General features: G+C 46.3%; 15 protein-coding genes and 1 pseudogene. 2 read left to right on the plus strand and 14 right to left on the minus strand.

From position 1 onward, the window contains the following. The 9 genes from recA to OCV77_RS05990 form a co-directional block, all read right to left on the minus strand. Complete coding sequence (gene recA / locus OCV77_RS05950) at positions 1-1,029, minus strand: recombinase RecA (RefSeq protein WP_262574034.1); 1,029 nt, start codon at positions 1,027-1,029, stop codon at positions 1-3. Positions 1,030-1,370: 341 nt separating this feature from the next. Next, positions 1,371-2,231, minus strand: coding sequence for a hypothetical protein (locus tag OCV77_RS05955; protein ID WP_262574035.1), 861 nt, complete (start codon positions 2,229-2,231; stop codon positions 1,371-1,373). Then, complete coding sequence (locus tag OCV77_RS05960) at positions 2,228-2,731, minus strand: CinA family protein (protein ID WP_262574036.1); 504 nt, start codon at positions 2,729-2,731, stop codon at positions 2,228-2,230. The genes OCV77_RS05955 and OCV77_RS05960 overlap by 4 nt, the downstream gene beginning before the upstream one ends. Continuing rightward, positions 2,731-3,264: a CDP-diacylglycerol--glycerol-3-phosphate 3-phosphatidyltransferase gene (pgsA, locus tag OCV77_RS05965; protein ID WP_262574037.1), complete on the minus strand. Its 534-nt coding sequence runs from the start codon at positions 3,262-3,264 to the stop codon at positions 2,731-2,733. Before pgsA ends, OCV77_RS05960 begins: the two co-directional genes overlap by 1 nt. A 15-nt stretch (positions 3,265-3,279) precedes the next feature. After that, a complete protein-coding gene (gene rimO / locus OCV77_RS05970; RefSeq protein ID WP_262574039.1) occupies positions 3,280-4,608 on the minus strand; it encodes a 30S ribosomal protein S12 methylthiotransferase RimO in 1,329 nt (442 codons plus the stop codon). 65 nt (positions 4,609-4,673) lie between these two features. Beyond that, positions 4,674-4,907, minus strand: coding sequence for a DNA-directed RNA polymerase subunit omega (rpoZ, locus tag OCV77_RS05975; RefSeq protein WP_118797803.1), 234 nt, complete (start codon positions 4,905-4,907; stop codon positions 4,674-4,676). Between the two features lie 22 nt (positions 4,908-4,929). Next, on the minus strand, positions 4,930-5,565 hold the full coding sequence (gene gmk / locus OCV77_RS05980) for a guanylate kinase (protein WP_262574040.1): 636 nt from the start codon (positions 5,563-5,565) through the stop codon (positions 4,930-4,932). Beyond that, entirely contained in the window at positions 5,546-5,809 is a 264-nt protein-coding gene (locus tag OCV77_RS05985) for a DUF370 domain-containing protein (protein WP_118797801.1), read from the minus strand. Before OCV77_RS05985 ends, gmk begins: the two co-directional genes overlap by 20 nt. A gap of 11 nt (positions 5,810-5,820) precedes the next feature. Continuing rightward, complete coding sequence (locus OCV77_RS05990) at positions 5,821-6,699, minus strand: YicC/YloC family endoribonuclease (protein ID WP_262574041.1); 879 nt, start codon at positions 6,697-6,699, stop codon at positions 5,821-5,823. A 138-nt stretch (positions 6,700-6,837) separates the two neighbouring features. Here OCV77_RS05990 and OCV77_RS05995 point away from each other — a divergent pair, with 138 nt between their 5' ends. After that, a complete protein-coding gene (locus tag OCV77_RS05995) occupies positions 6,838-8,592 on the plus strand; it encodes an Rqc2 family fibronectin-binding protein (protein WP_262574043.1) in 1,755 nt (584 codons plus the stop codon). A gap of 56 nt (positions 8,593-8,648) precedes the next feature. On the opposite strand, the gene OCV77_RS06000 is transcribed toward OCV77_RS05995, so the two are convergent. The 4 genes and pseudogenes from OCV77_RS06000 to OCV77_RS06015 all read right to left on the minus strand — a co-directional run bounded on the left by OCV77_RS06000 (position 8,649) and on the right by OCV77_RS06015 (position 13,550). Next, a complete protein-coding gene (locus tag OCV77_RS06000; protein WP_262574044.1) occupies positions 8,649-10,289 on the minus strand; it encodes a putative polysaccharide biosynthesis protein in 1,641 nt (546 codons plus the stop codon). A 53-nt stretch (positions 10,290-10,342) separates the two neighbouring features. Continuing rightward, positions 10,343-11,788, minus strand: a complete 1,446-nt coding sequence (glgA, locus tag OCV77_RS06005) for a glycogen synthase GlgA (RefSeq protein WP_118797797.1) — start codon at positions 11,786-11,788, stop codon at positions 10,343-10,345. Positions 11,789-11,887: 99 nt separating this feature from the next. Further along, positions 11,888-12,244: pseudogene (locus OCV77_RS06010) on the minus strand (sporulation initiation factor Spo0A C-terminal domain-containing protein); the annotation flags it as partial. Positions 12,245-12,503: 259 nt separating this feature from the next. Beyond that, on the minus strand, positions 12,504-13,550 hold the full coding sequence (locus OCV77_RS06015) for a S66 family peptidase (protein WP_262574046.1): 1,047 nt from the start codon (positions 13,548-13,550) through the stop codon (positions 12,504-12,506). Positions 13,551-13,684: 134 nt separating this feature from the next. Here OCV77_RS06015 and OCV77_RS06020 point away from each other — a divergent pair, with 134 nt between their 5' ends. Beyond that, the gene (locus tag OCV77_RS06020; RefSeq protein ID WP_262574048.1) at positions 13,685-15,517 is read left to right on the plus strand and encodes a glycoside hydrolase family 127 protein; all 1,833 of its coding nucleotides are present in this window, start codon (positions 13,685-13,687) and stop codon (positions 15,515-15,517) included. Here the strand turns inward: OCV77_RS06020 and OCV77_RS06025 are convergent. Then, positions 15,514-16,365, minus strand: a complete 852-nt coding sequence (locus OCV77_RS06025; protein ID WP_262574049.1) for a helix-turn-helix transcriptional regulator — start codon at positions 16,363-16,365, stop codon at positions 15,514-15,516. The two genes, OCV77_RS06020 and OCV77_RS06025, sit on opposite strands and share 4 nt — an antisense overlap. Positions 16,366-16,386 lie beyond the last annotated feature (21 nt).

Genomic DNA, 16,386 nt, shown 5'->3' on the forward strand with positions numbered 1-16,386 from the left:
CTATTCCTCTTCCTTGACTTCTGTGGCAGGTGTCTCTCCAATATGGAAATGCTCACGTACCTTCTCCGCTACTTCCTCACAAATGTCTGGATGCTCTTTCAGATAGATCTTGGAATTCTCTCTTCCCTGTCCGATCTTATTTCCCTCATAAGCGTACCACGCACCACTCTTGTTAATGATACCCACATTAGATGCCAGATCCAGCACATCTCCCACATAGGAAATACCTTCCCCAAACATGATATCGAATTCTGCTTCCTTAAACGGAGGTGCGATCTTATTCTTCACCACTTTGACTCTGGTCCTGTTTCCGATCACTTCACCACCCTGCTTCAGGGATTCAATCCTTCTGACATCCATCCTGACTGAAGAATAGAACTTCAGTGCACGCCCGCCGGTCGTAGTCTCCGGATTGCCGAACATCACACCAACCTTCTCGCGGAGCTGGTTGATAAATACAACCGTACAGTTGGACTTACTGATCACTGCAGTCAGCTTACGCAGTGCCTGGCTCATCAGTCTGGCCTGCAGACCGACATGGGAATCTCCCATATCACCATCAATCTCAGCCTTCGGTACAAGGGCAGCTACTGAGTCAACAACAACAATATCAAGGGCACCGGAGCGTACCATGGTCTCTGTGATCTCCAGTGCCTGTTCACCATTGTCAGGCTGTGAAATATACAGATTATCCACGTCTACACCGATATTCTTCGCATATACAGGATCCAGCGCATGCTCAGCATCAATAAACCCGGCAATACCGCCTGTCTTTTGCACCTCTGCAATCATGTGCAGGGTAACCGTCGTCTTACCACTGGATTCCGGTCCATAGATCTCAATGACCCTTCCCTTGGGAATACCACCAAGGCCAAGGGCAATATCAAGGCTCAGGGATCCTGTAGGGATCGTTTCTATATTCATCTGTGCCGCCGGATCTCCCAGCTTCATGACAGCTCCCTTACCGAACTGCTTCTCAATCTGTCCAAGGGCAGCGTCCAATGCCTTCAGCTTTTCGTTCTTTTCCATAAAATAAGTTCTCCTTCCAGAAGGAACGTCTGTTCTTATTCAAGAGTATACCAAACATTTGTTCCTGTCAATCCTAATTTTGTTTTCTTTTCTTATATCCTTATTCTATCATATTACGAGTCCCAAAAAACTCCCTCAATGGCATCTCTCCCCTCTTTTCTGATCGCTTTGGATGTTTGGCAGAAGATGCCGGATATGCAAAGCAGATATTTGATGGCGGATCCCTGTGATCCCGGATCCGATTACTGCTTTATATTACCATAAAGCCATGCTTTTCGCAAGAAACGGATATCAAAAAATAATGCGCTTCCTGGCAGATCAGGAAGCACATTATTTTTTAATCAGAACTGTTTTGTAAACTTCTCATAGTCCTTATAGGTAACGGTTGCCCAGCCGTCATCATAATTGATTCCGACCTCCATTCCAAGTGGTGTATAGAAGATGATCAATGAATTTTCATTTGTCAGATATTCTCTGATCTGCTGATCTGAATAATAGTTAAGTCCATTGATCTCACCATTCTGTTCCTCACAGCGTTTTCTGAAATCAATGGCAAACTCATCATCAATATCAAGGATACCGGTATTACCCACAGGAAGCCCTGTCTGCAGGTCAAAATTCATGGAAACGATGACAGCCCCTATCATGGAATCATTCAGTATCCCCCGTTCCTGGAATGCAACACTCAGAATATCCTCATCCATATAGGTAACATAGCATTCACTCTGATATTCAAAGGAGTCCCCATCTTCCATGAGATCTGCAACGGCAGTGATATATTCATCCGTTGCTGTGACTTCTTCATAAAGCTTCCGGTTGATCTCTTCCACATTCGGAATATCACCGGTCACTACTGGATATGTAATGATAAGCCTTGCCTCTGCCCCTTCAGGACAGTCATAATCTTCCTTATCAAATTCCTCAAGCTCCACTTCATAGGACAGATCATCCCTGATATCCTGCTCAAAGTCATAATACTCCTCATCACTGTCACCATTCAGGAAATCTTCTATATCATACCCCTCCATATCGTCAGAGTCTCCGGTGATTCCCGCACGCCCTGCTGTTGTCCTCTCTATTCCTTCGATCACTGTAGCAAGCTGGTAAACACTCGCCACAAATGCGATCCACAGGATCACAACACCAAGTACTAAAAGCATACTGACACCAATAATTTTTCCGGTCGTCCATTTCTTTTTCAAATCAATCCCTCCTGTACCTGAGAATCCGGTTCTTCTGAAAGTATGGCAATAAGCAGCTTAAGTGCTGCTGTTACCGCCTGTCTGCGGATACTTTCCCTGTCACCATGGAAGATTTCCCTTCTGACAGTTATCCTGCCCCTCAGACAGCATCCGAGATAAACAAGTCCTACCGGCTTTTCCTTTGTTCCTCCGGAAGGTCCTGCTATACCGGTAGAAACAAGAGCTGCATCCGCCCCTGCATTTTTTGCAGCTCCCGCAGCCATTTCATATGCAGTCTGTTCACTGACTGCACCATAATTTCTCAGGGTTTCGCCTTTAACCCCAAGAAGCTTTTCCTTGGATTCATTGGCATAGGTAATGTAGCCCTCCCTGTAAATCTCTGAAACACCGGACACATTGATCAGAGTTGCTGCGATGAGCCCACCTGTACAGGATTCTGCCGTAGTTACCGTATACCCTTTTGCAAGCAGCTTTTCTACTGCTGTTTCTTCCAGTGTCATTATTTCTGTTCCTTCAGTACATCTTTATTCTTGATCAGATAATCAATCAGTGATACGACTGTGAGGATCACTGCGATCCAGGTTATGATCGTTGTCAGAAGCTGCAGTGCCTGGATGTTGGCGATCATCAGACAGACTGCGATCATCTGGAAGGTCGTCTTGAACTTGCCCCAGTAGCTTGCTGCGATCACAACTCCATTATCTGCTGCGATCAGACGGAAGCCACTGATCGTAAATTCCCTTGCAATAATAATAACTACCATATAGGAAGGGATCCTGCCAAGCCCGGTCAGGCAGATCAGGGCAGAACACACAAGCAGCTTATCTGCCAGCGGATCCATAAACTTTCCAAAGTTAGTGACCAGATTGTATTTTCTGGCGATCTTTCCATCCAGAAGATCTGTCAGGCTGGCTACAATAAAGATACCAAGGGCGATCCAGTTGTCTGCCGGAATACCAGGTACTAAAAGGAATACCAGGAAAAAGGGAATCAGAATCACTCTGAATATTGTCAGTTTGTTAGGTAAATTCATAACTTGCTCTCCTCTTTATTCTTCTATAATCTCACCGATCAGGTCATATTCATTGGCTCCTGTCACGCGCACCCTTACAAAATCACCGCTCATCAGTGACCAGTCCGTATCCACAAACAGATAGCCATCTACCGAAGGAGCGTCCTTATAGGTTCTTGCCACATAAACATCCTCCTCAGCAAGCTTTCCTTCGATCATGACTGTCAGCTCCCTGCCCTTCATGTTCTCTGCCGCTTCAAAAGCGATCTCCTGCTGGAGCTCCATCATTTCCTGCTGCCTTCTGAGCTTAATTTCTTCCTCCACCTGGCCATCCATGACAGCCGCCGGTGTTCCCTCCTCCGGTGAATAGGTAAAGGCTCCCAGCCTGTCAAACTCCATACGGTTGATAAAATCCATGGTTTCTGTAAAATCTTCTTCTGTCTCTGTAGGGAATCCGGTAATAAAAGTAGTCCTGATGCAGATATCCGGGATCTCTTCCCGCAGATGGTCTACCAGTGCTTCAATCTGCGCCGTATCTGTTCTTCTGCCCATCAGCTTCAAAATCCTGTCAGTGCCGCTCTGGATCGGAATATCCAGGTAATGACAGATCTTCGTCTGCCTCTTCATCACATCGATCAGCTCCTGTGTGATCTCCTCCGGATAACAGTACATGATCCGGATCCAGATAAGCCCTTCTATTTCACAAAGCCTGTCAAGAAGCTCCGGCAGTTTTTTTTCTCCGTACAGATCCATTCCATACAGGGTCGTTTCCTGTGCAACAAGGATCAGTTCTTTAATTCCTTTACCGGCAAGCTGTCTTGCCTCATCCAGAAGCAGCTCCATTGGAACACTCCTGTATTCGCCCCTGACCTTTGGGATAATACAATAGGTGCAGTGCTTGTTGCAGCCCTCTGCAATCTTCAGATAGGAAAAATATCCTCCTGTTGTAAGTACTCTTTCTTTACCTCCAAGAGGCGCCTTGTCAAGAGCTTCCAGATGGTTCTCTCCCTTACCGGCCAGTACCTCATCCAGTGTCTCAACTACCTTTTCCAGCGCTGTTGTGCCGATAATGGCATCTACCTCTTCAATTTCTTTCTGGATCTCTGCCTGATAGCGCTGTGCCAGGCACCCCGCTACGACCAGTGCCTTAAGCTGCCCTGTTTTTTTCAGTTCAGCAAGCTCCAGGATCGTCTGGATGCTCTCTTCCTTGGCGTCATTGATAAAGCAGCAGGTATTGACTACCGCCGCATCTGCCTGTGTCTGATCATCGGTAAAGGTGTATCCCCTCTCCTTCAGCATGCCAAGCATCACTTCAGAATCTACCAAATTCTTATCACAGCCAAGGGATACAAATAAAATATTCATGCCTTTGTCCTTCCCTGCTCTCTAATAGTGAAACAGCGGCCCTTTTGCCGGCCGCCATTGATTCTTTAGTCTTCATCTGCAAGAATCTTGATCTTGCCCTGATTCAGCTCCTCTACCGCAATGGATAAAGGCTTGCTGTCCTTTGCATTCACAAGCGGCTCATCTCCTCCAATGATCTGTCTGGCACGCTTGGATGTTGCCATAACGATGGAATAGCGGCTGTTAACTACGGGAGCCTCTCCAGGCTCAACCTCACTGTTTACTACCTTCATTAAATCTGAATAAGACGGATGTAACATAATTTTCTCCTTCCCTGAAAGCCTATTCTGTGAAAGCTTCCAGCTCCTTTCTTACTTTATTGATAAATTCCTGATTTCGTGCCGGTGTTTCATGTGCCGCCATGATCAGGCCGTGCATTTCCCTCACACATTCTTCCAGGTTATCATTGATCACGATATAATCGTAATTCTCGATTCCCTCTGCCTCTTCTGTGGCTCTCTTAAGCCTCTTTTCGATAACATCCTCTGTTTCTGTACCGCGTCCTACAAGCCGGCGCTTCAGCTCCGCTGCACTCGGCGGCATCACAAACAGCAGCAGGGCTGTGGGAAACTTCTGTTTGATCTTGAGGGCTCCCTGGATCTCGATCTCCAGGATCACATCCTTCCCCTCTTCCAGCTTCTTCTCCACATACTCTCTCGGGGTTCCGTAGTAGTTGCCACAGTAGCAGGCATATTCCACAAGTCCCTCTTCTTCTATTTTCTTTTCAAATTCCTCTTTCGTGGAAAAGAAATACTCCCTTCCATCTACTTCACCTGTTCTTGGCTGTCTCGTTGTCATGGAAACAGATAAGGCATAATTGTCATAATCACTGACAAGCCGCTTCATCAATGTTCCCTTGCCTGCCCCGGAAAATCCGGAAACAACGATCAGAATTCCTTTATGCTGTTTCGTTTTCATCTTTACTCTCCATCTGTGCCCTCTGGGCAATGGTTTCCGGAAGCAGTGCCGAAAGTACAAGCTGGCTGTTTTCCATCACCAGGACTGCCTTTGTCCTTCTTCCCTGTGTCGCATCGATGGCATTGCCCTCTTCCCTGGCCTTCTGTACCATACGCTTGACAGGTGCCGAATCAGGACTGACTATCGCAATGATCTTTCCGGCATTTACAATATTTCCAAAGCCGATATGGATTAATTTGTTCACATCAAAACCTTCTATTCAATATTCTGGATCTGCTCTCTTACCTTCTCGATCTCTGTTTTCAGTTCAATCGCACGGTTTGAGATCTCAAGATCACTTGACTTTGACAGGATCGTATTCGCCTCACGGTTCATTTCCTGTGCGATGAAATCCAGCTTTCTTCCGATGCTTCCACCTGCAAGCAGTGCATCCCTTGTAGCTGTGATGTGGCTGCGGAGCCGCACCAGTTCTTCATCTACACATACCTTGTCAGCAAAAATCGTCACTTCCATAAGAAGTCTGCTTTCATCCACCTGCTTATCAGAAAGAAGCTCCTCTACCTTCTTCGTAAGCTTCTCCTTGTACTCTTCGATGATCTCCGGAGAACGCTCTGTGATGAAATCCACATGCGCAAGCATTCCTTCCAGCTTTGCTATCAGATCATTCCGGAGGTTTTCCCCTTCCCTGATCCTTGTTTCCACAAAGTTCTCTGCGGCACCCTTCAGTGCTTTATCCAGAAGCTTCCAGAGCTGCTCTTCATCCACAGTCTGCTCTTCCATCGTCAGGATCTCGGGGAATCTTGCCAGTGTGGATACCCGGATATCATTATCCAGAGAAAAATCCTCAGCCATTCTGTCAAAATACTGCATATATTCCGCAGCCAGTTCCTTATTGTACTTCACACAGACATTTGACTCTGTAAAATCTTCATAGGTGATAAAAAGATCTACCTTGCCTCTCTGCATGAAATTCTTCAGCTCTGTCCGGATCGCTGCTTCAAAGAAGTTCAGCTTCTTAGGCATTTTGATGGTGACATCCAGATATCTGTGATTGACTGATTTCATTTCTACCGTAATCTTACGGTCAGCTTCTGCGATCTCACATCTGCCGAAGCCTGTCATGCTCTTAATCATGCTTTTCTCCTTTGTATCCTACCCGAAAATAATTTCTGCGTATTCCATAGTATTATAGGATATAGACAGAAAAACGTCAAGTGCGCTATACTAAGGAAAGGCAGCCAGAGGCTGCCGGAAAGAAAGTGAGATTACAATATGGCATTTGATGGAATTACGGTAGCAGCCGTAGTAAAAGAATTAAAGGACAATCTCCTGTCCGGAAGGATCTATAAGATTGCCCAGCCGGAAAAGGATGAGCTGCTTCTTACGATAAAAACTGCTGACGGAGGCCAGAAACGGCTGTTCCTTTCAGCAGAAGCTTCCCTTCCTCTCGTTTATCTGACAGGCAGTAATAAACAGGCTCCCATGACAGCCCCTGGCTTCTGCATGCTGCTTCGTAAGCATCTGCAGAATGGCCGGATCACAGATATTACACAGCCCGGTCTTGAACGCATCATCCAGCTCCACATTGAGCATCTGGACGAAATGGGCGATCTTTGCAAAAAGACACTTGCCATTGAAATCATGGGCAAGCACAGCAACATTATTTTCCTGAGTGATGAAAATAAGATCATAGACAGCATCAAGCATATCTCCGGTATGGTCAGCTCTGTCCGTGAGGTACTGCCCGGAAGAGACTATTTTATCCCGGGTGCTGACCAGAAGCAGAATCCCCTCCTTACAGATGAAGCTTCCTTTAAAGCCCTGATCACTGGAAAAGCGCAGCCCATTTATAAGGCTCTTTATACCTCCTATACCGGTCTTTCCCCTGTGATCTCACAGGAAATCTGCCACGCAGCCCATCTGGATGCGGACTGCTCTTCGGCTGTTTTTGCAGAAAGCCCAGACGGAGCTGATCTGATCTCTGGTCTGTACCGTTCTTTTTCCGCAGTCATGGACAGTGTAAAACAGGGGTGTTTTTCCCCTGTTATCATTTATGAAACTGGAAAACCCGTAGAATTTTCCGCAATCACCCTTTCCTCCTGGCCGGAAGAAAACTGCAGACACTTTTCTTCCATTTCAGAGGTGCTGGAGCTGTATTATGCCCAGAAAAACCAGATCTCCCGGATCCGCCAGAAATCCTCTGACCTCAGACGGATCGTCCAGACTGCCCTGGAGCGCAATGTCAAGAAATATGATCTGCAGGTCAGACAGCTTAAGGATACAGAGAAGCGTGAGAAATACAGAATCTATGGGGAGCTTTTAAATACCTATGGCTATGGTGTTGAGCCCGGTGCCTCCTCCATGGAAGCTCTGAATTATTATACCGGGGAAATGATCACGATCCCCCTGGAGCCTCAGCTTTCCACCTCTGAAAATGCCAAGAAATATTTCGAGAAGTATAATAAACTGAAGCGTACCTTTGAAGCGCTTACTGCCCTCACAAAAGAGGTACAGGATGAGATCACCCATCTTCAGTCTGTGCAGACCTCTCTTTCGATTGCCCTGCAGGAAGAGGATCTTGTACAGATCAAAGAAGAACTGATTGAAAGCGGCTATATCCGCCGGAAGGGAAAGCAGAAAAAAATTTCTTTCAAAAGCGTACCCTTCCACTATATCAGCTGTGACGGGGATGATATTTACGTGGGGAAAAATAATTATCAGAATGATGAGATCACCTTTTCCCTGGCAGCCGGCAATGACTGGTGGTTCCATGCAAAAGGCATACCTGGCTCACATGTTGTCCTGAAGTGTGGAAACAAAACGCCATCTGATGCTGCCTTTGAAGAAGCTGCCAGGCTGGCGGCCTACTACTCCAGCGGTCGTGAGCAGCAGAAGCTGGAAGTGGACTATCTGCAGAAGAAGAACGTAAAAAAGCCCGGTGGCAGCAAGCCCGGCTTCGTAGTGTACTATACCAACTATTCCATGATGATCGATACGGACATTTCCGGTATCCGTAAGGCAGACTAATACAAACGAGGGCAGACCCAAATGTCTGCCCTCTGTTTTTCTCTTCTCTCTGTCTTTCAGCTTCTCAGCAGTCTCGTTTTTCTGGCAATCTTCACAAGCAGGTAACCTTTTGGCAGCATTTTCATCTCATCCTCTGTCACTGCACCTAATAACAGGATCATAACAAAGTAAATCGCTGCTGCCAGTACAACTGCCACAAACAGGGAAACCAGATTGCTGTGCAGGAGCAGGTATATCCCCTGATATATAAAAAATGCTGCTGCTCCCATCACAGCAGAGGCAAGAACCGGCCTTACAAATGTCCTCCCTATCTCCTGCTTATAACGCAGATGCTTCCTTAATGCCGCTCCATTCAGGACACACATCAGAAAAGCGTACAGGATGATCGTTACCACATAATAATACGGTCCATAGCTCTCATCCAGAAAAATGATCATGGCTGCAAGCCCTGCTGTCTGAAGCACCAGTGCAATGGCCGCATTGATCACCGGACTGTTCAGTCTTCCGATCGACTGCAGCACCGCATTGGAAAGTGTGGAGACCGCATAGAAGATCACACTGACTGACAGTACCATAAGCAGAGACGAGGACAGATCGATCGAGGCTTTCTGGGGATACAGAACCAGCATGACCGGCTTTGCCAGTACGCCCATTCCTACTGCTGCCGGAATCGAGATCAGCATGGTTGCCTTGACTGCCCTGGCAACCTGATTTCTTGTCTCTTTCAGATTCTTTTTCGCATATTCTCCGGAAATACCGGGAATCAGTGCAGATGCCATGGCTGAGGACAGTGCTATGGGGATGTTAGAAACCTTTACTGCCTTACCAACGATACCTGTATGAGCCGCAACCCCGGCATCTGTCAGACCATGCAGATCCATCATCAGCTTCTGATAAAGCGTCTGATTGATAAAGGTATTGGCATTATAAATAAAGGTACTCAGAATAAAAGGTGTCACCACCATAATGATCATTTTGAAAATTTCCTGATAGGATTCCTCTTTATGCCCGGTATCATGAAGTATCCTTCTTTTGAGAAACGGTCTGTTCACAAGGTAAAGCCATACCATAAATAAAAGAGCTGCAAGCACACCTATGCCTGTACCGATCGCACCGCCTGCTGCTCCATAGGCAAGACCATTTTCACTTTGTGTCCCTCCCGTTGCCTGCAGGAGAAGATATGCCATAAGGATACTGAAAACTGCATTCAGGATCTGTTCCACGATCTGTGATACAGAGGTCTGAACCATACTTTTATGTGCCTGGAAATACCCACGGAGCACACCAAGAATACCACTCAGGAATATGGTAGGCGCCAGTACCCGCAGTGCCGGTATCGCTGCCTCGATCTGCACAAGCAGACCTGCTCCGAAAAATACAAATAAGCTGGCAACACTACCGACTACCAGCACATAAATAAATGCACACTGAAAAATGCGGTGTGCATTCCGATATTCTTTTACTGCAAGCTTCTGGGCGATCACCTTGGATATTGCCGAAGGAATACTATAGGATGAGATCAGAAGGACAATGGTATACGCATAGTAAGCCGTATTATAGTACCCGATTCCTTCATCTCCAAGGATCGCTGTCATCGGGCTGTTGTACAACAGCCCGATGATACGAACGATAATTCCTGCAGCGGCAAGGATACCCGCCTGCATAATCAATCCCTGACTCTGTTTTTTATTTGGCATAACCTGTTCTCCAAGTCTTATGCTGTGATCATCTGTTTTACAGGTTTTCTGCTTTATCCGATCAGCCAGTCATACATCTCCTGATATTTCTTTGCTGATACATTCCAGGAGAAATCTGCTGCCATGGCACGGTCTACGATCTTGTTCCACTCACGCTTCTTTTCATAATAAATCTTCTCTGCATAATAAATTGTTCCAAGCATCTCATGTGCATTGTAATTGGTAAAGGAAAAACCGGTTCCTGTGCTTTCATATTCATTGTAAGGCTCAACCGTATCCTTAAGTCCTCCTGTCTCTCTCACGATAGGGACAGTTCCATAGCGCAGGCTCATAAGCTGGCTGAGTCCACACGGCTCAAATAAAGACGGCATCAGGAACGCATCACTGGCTGCATAGATCTTGTGTGAAAGGGCATCTGAATAATAAATATTGGCAGATACCTTATTGTTGTATTTCCAGTCGAAGTGACGGAACATATTCTCATACCGTTCTTCTCCTGTTCCAAGCACAACGATCTGGACATTACTCTGACAAAGCTCATCCATCACATAGGAGATCAGATCAAAACCCTTCTGATCTGTCAGTCTTGAAACAATACCGATCATAAACTTCTTGTCATCCTGTTCAAGACCAAGCTCTGCCTGAAGGGCACGCTTATTCCTGATCTTCTCTTTGCGGAAATTCATGGCATTATAATTAAACTCAATATTTTTATCTGTTTCCGGATTGAATACATCTGTATCGATACCGTTCACAATACCACGCAGATCTTTGCTTCTGGCTCTGAGGAGACCATCCAGTCCCTCACCATAAAAGGCTGTCTTGATCTCTTCTGCATATGTGGCGCTTACGGTTGTGATCGCATCTGCGAATACGATCCCTCCCTTTAACAGATTGGCATCCTTATAGGCCTCAAGTTTATCAGCGGTAAAGTAATAATCCGGTAGTCCGGTAATATCCTGTACTTCCCTGATCCCCCATTTCCCCTGGAATTTCAGGTTATGTATGGTCATAACCGATTTGATCCCTCTGTAGAAATCACTCCCCTGGAAACGCTCCTTCAGATATACGGGAATCAGTCCTGTCTGCCAGTCATGGCAGTGGATCACATCCGGCCTGAAATCGATCACCGGAAGAATAGAAAGCGCTGCCTTGGAAAAAAAAGCAAATTTCTCTATTTCAAATAATGCATTATCACTGTATGGCTTAAAGCCATTAAAAAACATCTCATTGTCAATAAAATAATATTTGACGCCATCTACCTCTGCATACAGCACTCCAACGTATTCATTTTTCCAATGGAAGTCCATATAGAAATGCGTAACATAGCTGAGCTTATCCTTCATCTCCTGCTTCATACAGGTATATTTGGGAAGAATCACCCTGACATCAAAATATTCCTTATCAATACACTTGGGGAGAGAGCCCACTACATCTGCCAGTCCCCCTGTTTTAATAAATGGTACACCCTCTGATGCGACAAAAAGTATTTTTTTCATCACAAGCCCTCCAACATTATTCTTAAAATCCAGTATACCGCATTCTACGGTTGAATAAAAGAGATAATTTGGAAAAAGCCCCTGAAAAAGCTTTTGGGATCAGTCCTTGTAGAGCAGACGTATGGTATCTGCAATCAGGGCAATAAACTCTGAGTTCGTGGGTTTTCCCTTACCATTGTTGATCGTATAACCAAACAGAGAATCCAGTGTTTCCATTTTTCCACGGTTCCAGGCTACCTCTATTGCATGTCTGATCGCCCTCTCCACTCTGCTTGCAGTAGTCTGGTATCTGGCGGCAATCGTCGGATACAGTACTTTGGTAATGGAGCCTACCATGTCTGCATCCTCCACCGACATGATGATTGCCTCCCTTAAATACTGATATCCTTTAATATGCGCCGGTACACCGATCTCATGGATCATGTCCGTAACATCCTTCTCCAGATTTCTCTGATGTATCATCCCTGGCTCCTTTTCCTGCGGCTGCTCCTCCGTTATAACATTTTTTCCGTCTCTTGGTACTGTGATCATGATCTGGAATTCCCGGTTTGCATTGATCAGATCACCCAGGATACGATATACCTTATCGGTATCCTTAACAGAAGCAAAATTTAGCTGTTCCATCCTAATTCCTCCATATTATAACAAATCCTTTTACGAATCCATTATAAGGAACAGAAAACCTCTCTTCAACTGTCATTTATCGCATGGATTTTCAGCAAAGGCTCATGGATATCGTTATTTTTCCACTTATTCCCCCGATCTCTGCCATACTTCCACAGATTAAGGGGATTGCCGGCGGTAAATGACCAAAGTCAGCATCCAGTATCACAGGAACCCTGTATTCTTCCAAAACCGGAAGAACCGCCCCTGCTTCATCCAGATCCATCATAGTTCCTCCGTTCAGTGATCTGCCAAAAACAAAGCCTGCCGTATGGGCAAACCACCCTGTATGCTTCAGCTGGAACAGCGCCCTTCTTATGGAAAATACGTTAAGGTCACAGGCTTCCAGGAACCAGAGTATCCCATCCTCCCTGTAGGCTTCACAAAATTCCCTGGTCCTGTCAAATTCTGTTCCGGATAAATTGGCAAGACAGTCAAGACAACCGCCAAGAAGTCTTCCCTGCAGCTTTACCTTACTGCTCTCCTTAAGCTTTCCTTTACTGTCCGGTACAAAGAACCGTGATCTGACCGGTTCCGTACAGTTGTAGGGTGCCAGTGGGTTTTCTTCTGATTTCAGGCTTTCCTTCTCATACAGCTCATAGCTTTCAAATGAAAGCTTTTTCCCCCTGAGCAGGGCGAATGTGTCTTTTATGGACGGATGTGGCGGCTCCATGCCAAAGGAAGCTGCGCAGGGTCCATAAACAGCCGCCGTGTCGCAGAGCGTTGTCAGAAGATAGGTCATATTGGTATTGTCTGAATATCCCAGATACCACTTGGGATCTGCCTTTCGGATTCTTTCAAAATCCACAAAGGGAAGCACTTCACACATCAGTTCCCCACCGCCGCAGGAGATCAGGATATCATTTTCCTTCCTGCAATACCACTCTGTCAGCTCTTCTGCACACTTCTCAGGTGTATTGCTGATACCAACACCGCTGTTTTCATAGCAATTTGGTCCTATGTCAATTCCATACCCCTCTTTTTTCCACTTGTCCAGTGCATGGTTAAAGGCAGTTCTGTAGGGCTCTGTGCTGCAGCCAAAGGATGGTGCTACAAAGCCGATTGTTCCATTTTCCTTAAGAAATTCCGGATATCTCATATTAGGCTTCTCCTTTTTATTCTCTGTCTGAATTTGACACTAAATCTGTCCTTTTGTCTACCCCTGTTTTTTTTTTGATCTGTTATAATCATATCAGATTCTGACGAATTTTTATATGGAACAGGAGGTTCTTTATGCTGCAATCAGTAAAAAACAATACCGTTTCCATTCTCCCCGGTCTGTTCCGGGAACGTATGGACGTAAACCGCTCTTACTTAATGGAGCTTGATTCCACCTGTCTTCTCCAGAACTTTTATCTGGAAGCAGGCTTTATCCTGCCCGGTCTTCAGGTGATCGAGCATCCGGAAAGTGCCAACCTCCACTGGGGCTGGGAAGCACCAAACTGCCAGCTCCGAGGTCATTTCCTTGGTCATTTTCTCTCTGCTGCCGCTCACTATGCTGCCTTCGACGGCGATATCCTTTTAAAGGCAAAGCTGGACCACATTGTAGCCGAGCTGGCAAAATGTCAGGAAGAAAACGGCGGTGAATGGGTCGGCTCCATCCCCGAAAAATATTTTGAAAGACTTGCCAGGAATCAGTATATCTGGTCTCCCCAGTACACCATGCACAAAACCATCCTCGGTCTGATGCACGCCTACAGCTATGCCGGCAATGAGCAGGCTCTCACTATCATCAACAAGCTGGCTGACTGGTATATCCGCTGGGCTGATGCCATGCAGTCAAGAAATCCCCATGCTGTCTACTCCGGAGAGGAAGGCGGTATGCTGGAGGTATGGGCTACCCTCTATGAGCTTACAAGGAATGAAAAGTACATGACTCTGGTAAAGCATTATTATGCACCCAGCCTGTTCCGCAAGCTGGAGGAAGGTAAGGATGCCCTTACCAACTGTCACTCCAATGCCAGTGTTCCCCTTTCCCACGGCGCTGCCAAGCTCTATGAGATTACAGGCGATGAAAGATGGCTGAATCTTGTGAAGCTGTTCTTTGACTGTGCTGTCACAAAAAGAGGCATGTATGCAACCGGTGGCGGCAATGCCGGTGAGTTCTGGGTACCGCCCTTTATGCAGGGACAATTCCTCTCTGACAGGGATCAGGAATTCTGTACGATTTATAATATGGTCCGTACTGCCAGCTACCTCTTCCGTTTCACTGGAGAATCCAAATATGGTGATTATATTGAAAGGTGTCTGTACAACGGCTTTCTTGCACAGCAGAATGCCGTAACCGGTATGCCTGCCTATTTCCTGCCCCTGCGTGCAGGCGGTCATAAGAAATGGGGTACCAGACGCCACGACTTCTGGTGCTGTCACGGTACCATGGTGCAGGCACAGTGCCTCTATCCGGAGCTGATCTATTATGAAGATGCTGCTACAGATACTCTTTACATCAACCAGTATATTCCTTCCGAATACCACTTTGCTCTCGGAAACGCGTCCGGTACGATCAGGCAGACCACAGCCATGAAATCCTACAATGCACAGGCACTTTTCGATGAAAAGGATGACGGACAGATGTCCAGATGGCTCCTGAAGTTTGAGATCAATGCTGTCAATACGGAAGGACTGACCCTGGCTCTGCGTGTTCCTTCCTGGTGCCAAGGCATCCTCCGTGTCCAGGTCAATGAAGAAGACGTTGCTTCCCCTGTGATCAAGGATGGCTTCCTGTATTTCAAAGAAGGACTGGATCAGGCAGTGATCACCATCTTCTTTAAGAATCTGCTGCATACAGAGGCTCTTGCTGATATTCCTGAGCTTAGCGCTATCCTGGACGGTCCTATTGTTCTTGCCGGCATGACAGATAAAGACACCGGCATCCGTGGTGATATGGCGCATCCCGAAAGCTTCCTTGCTCCAAGGAATGAACATACCTATGAAACCTATCCCTGGCAGCAGAATCACTACAGCACCAGAAACCAGGATATCAATTTTGAATTAAAACCTCTCTATGAGGTTATGGACGAAGCCTATACGGTTTACTTTACTGCCAAGGAGAATAAATCCTGTTAATTGATATAGTGCTGGTAAAAGGTGTTCTTATACTGGGAGGGTGTGATCCCTTCCAGCCTTTTGAAGGTTCTCATAAAGTATTTCTCATCCTGGAAGCCGCTCTCATAAGCGGCTTCCTTGATGCTGATATTTCCGCAGGAAAGAAGTGCCTTTGCCCTGCTGATCCGTTCTCTGTTCAAATAAGACATAAGTCCCATTCCTGTCTCCTTCTTAAAACGCATGGAAAGATAATCAGGATTGTACTGAAAGGTTTCTGCTATCATCTCCCGGTTAAGCGATCTGCTGCAGTTATTGCGCACCCACTCCATGACCCGGTACATGGAGGGAGATATCCCATCCTTTCTTCCAAAAGCCGCTTCCAGGAATTCCTGCGTCAGCTCCATCAGAAGCAGCTCCAGCGCACTGTTTAAAATCCGTCCGGAATACAGATCCTCTCTTCTGGAATACTGGGTCACCTGCCGGAACAGAAGACTTACTCTCTCCCGGTTGCAGGCATTTCCATACTCCGGCAGGATACAGGCGTCCTCTCCCGGCTTTTCAGGCAGATGACGTTCTCCCATACGCTGCAGCTTTTCGTTTGTATCAAAATGGATCCAGAAATAAGAAAGACGTCCTTCGGATGACTGATAACCGTAATGTTCCTCCCCTCCGGGAAGCAGAAGAAGCTGTCCTTCCTTTACCTCCCTCCTGACACCATTGCCTGCAATGTAAAGCGTCCCCTCCAGTACATAGATCAGCACGTTGCTGCCCATCCTCCTGCGTACATGCAGAAAACCGTCATTGCTGACCAGATTGCCACTCAAGGCACAGTCTGCCGGAAATGCTCTTTCACAATAAAAGCAATCCATTTTCCTTACCCTTTCTTACTT

It is taken from the genome of Suilimivivens aceti (genome assembly GCF_025567405.1).
Classification (GTDB): Bacteria; Bacillota; Clostridia; order Lachnospirales; family Lachnospiraceae; genus Suilimivivens; species Suilimivivens aceti.

Coding starts and splice junctions, on each gene's coding strand:
- recA (WP_262574034.1), bottom strand. CDS start 1,029: ATGGAAAAGAACGAAAAGCTGAAGGCATTGGACGCTGCCCTTGGACAG.
- OCV77_RS05960 (WP_262574036.1), bottom strand. CDS start 2,731: ATGACACTGGAAGAAACAGCAGTAGAAAAGCTGCTTGCAAAAGGGTAT.
- pgsA (WP_262574037.1), bottom strand. CDS start 3,264: ATGAATTTACCTAACAAACTGACAATATTCAGAGTGATTCTGATTCCC.
- rimO (WP_262574039.1), bottom strand. CDS start 4,608: ATGAATATTTTATTTGTATCCCTTGGCTGTGATAAGAATTTGGTAGAT.
- rpoZ (WP_118797803.1), bottom strand. CDS start 4,907: ATGTTACATCCGTCTTATTCAGATTTAATGAAGGTAGTAAACAGTGAG.
- gmk (WP_262574040.1), bottom strand. CDS start 5,565: ATGAAAACGAAACAGCATAAAGGAATTCTGATCGTTGTTTCCGGATTT.
- OCV77_RS05990 (WP_262574041.1), bottom strand. CDS start 6,699: ATGATTAAGAGCATGACAGGCTTCGGCAGATGTGAGATCGCAGAAGCT.
- OCV77_RS05995 (WP_262574043.1), top strand. CDS start 6,838: ATGGCATTTGATGGAATTACGGTAGCAGCCGTAGTAAAAGAATTAAAG.
- OCV77_RS06000 (WP_262574044.1), bottom strand. CDS start 10,289: ATGCCAAATAAAAAACAGAGTCAGGGATTGATTATGCAGGCGGGTATC.
- glgA (WP_118797797.1), bottom strand. CDS start 11,788: ATGAAAAAAATACTTTTTGTCGCATCAGAGGGTGTACCATTTATTAAA.
- OCV77_RS06015 (WP_262574046.1), bottom strand. CDS start 13,550: ATGAGATATCCGGAATTTCTTAAGGAAAATGGAACAATCGGCTTTGTA.
- OCV77_RS06020 (WP_262574048.1), top strand. CDS start 13,685: ATGCTGCAATCAGTAAAAAACAATACCGTTTCCATTCTCCCCGGTCTG.
- OCV77_RS06025 (WP_262574049.1), bottom strand. CDS start 16,365: ATGGATTGCTTTTATTGTGAAAGAGCATTTCCGGCAGACTGTGCCTTG.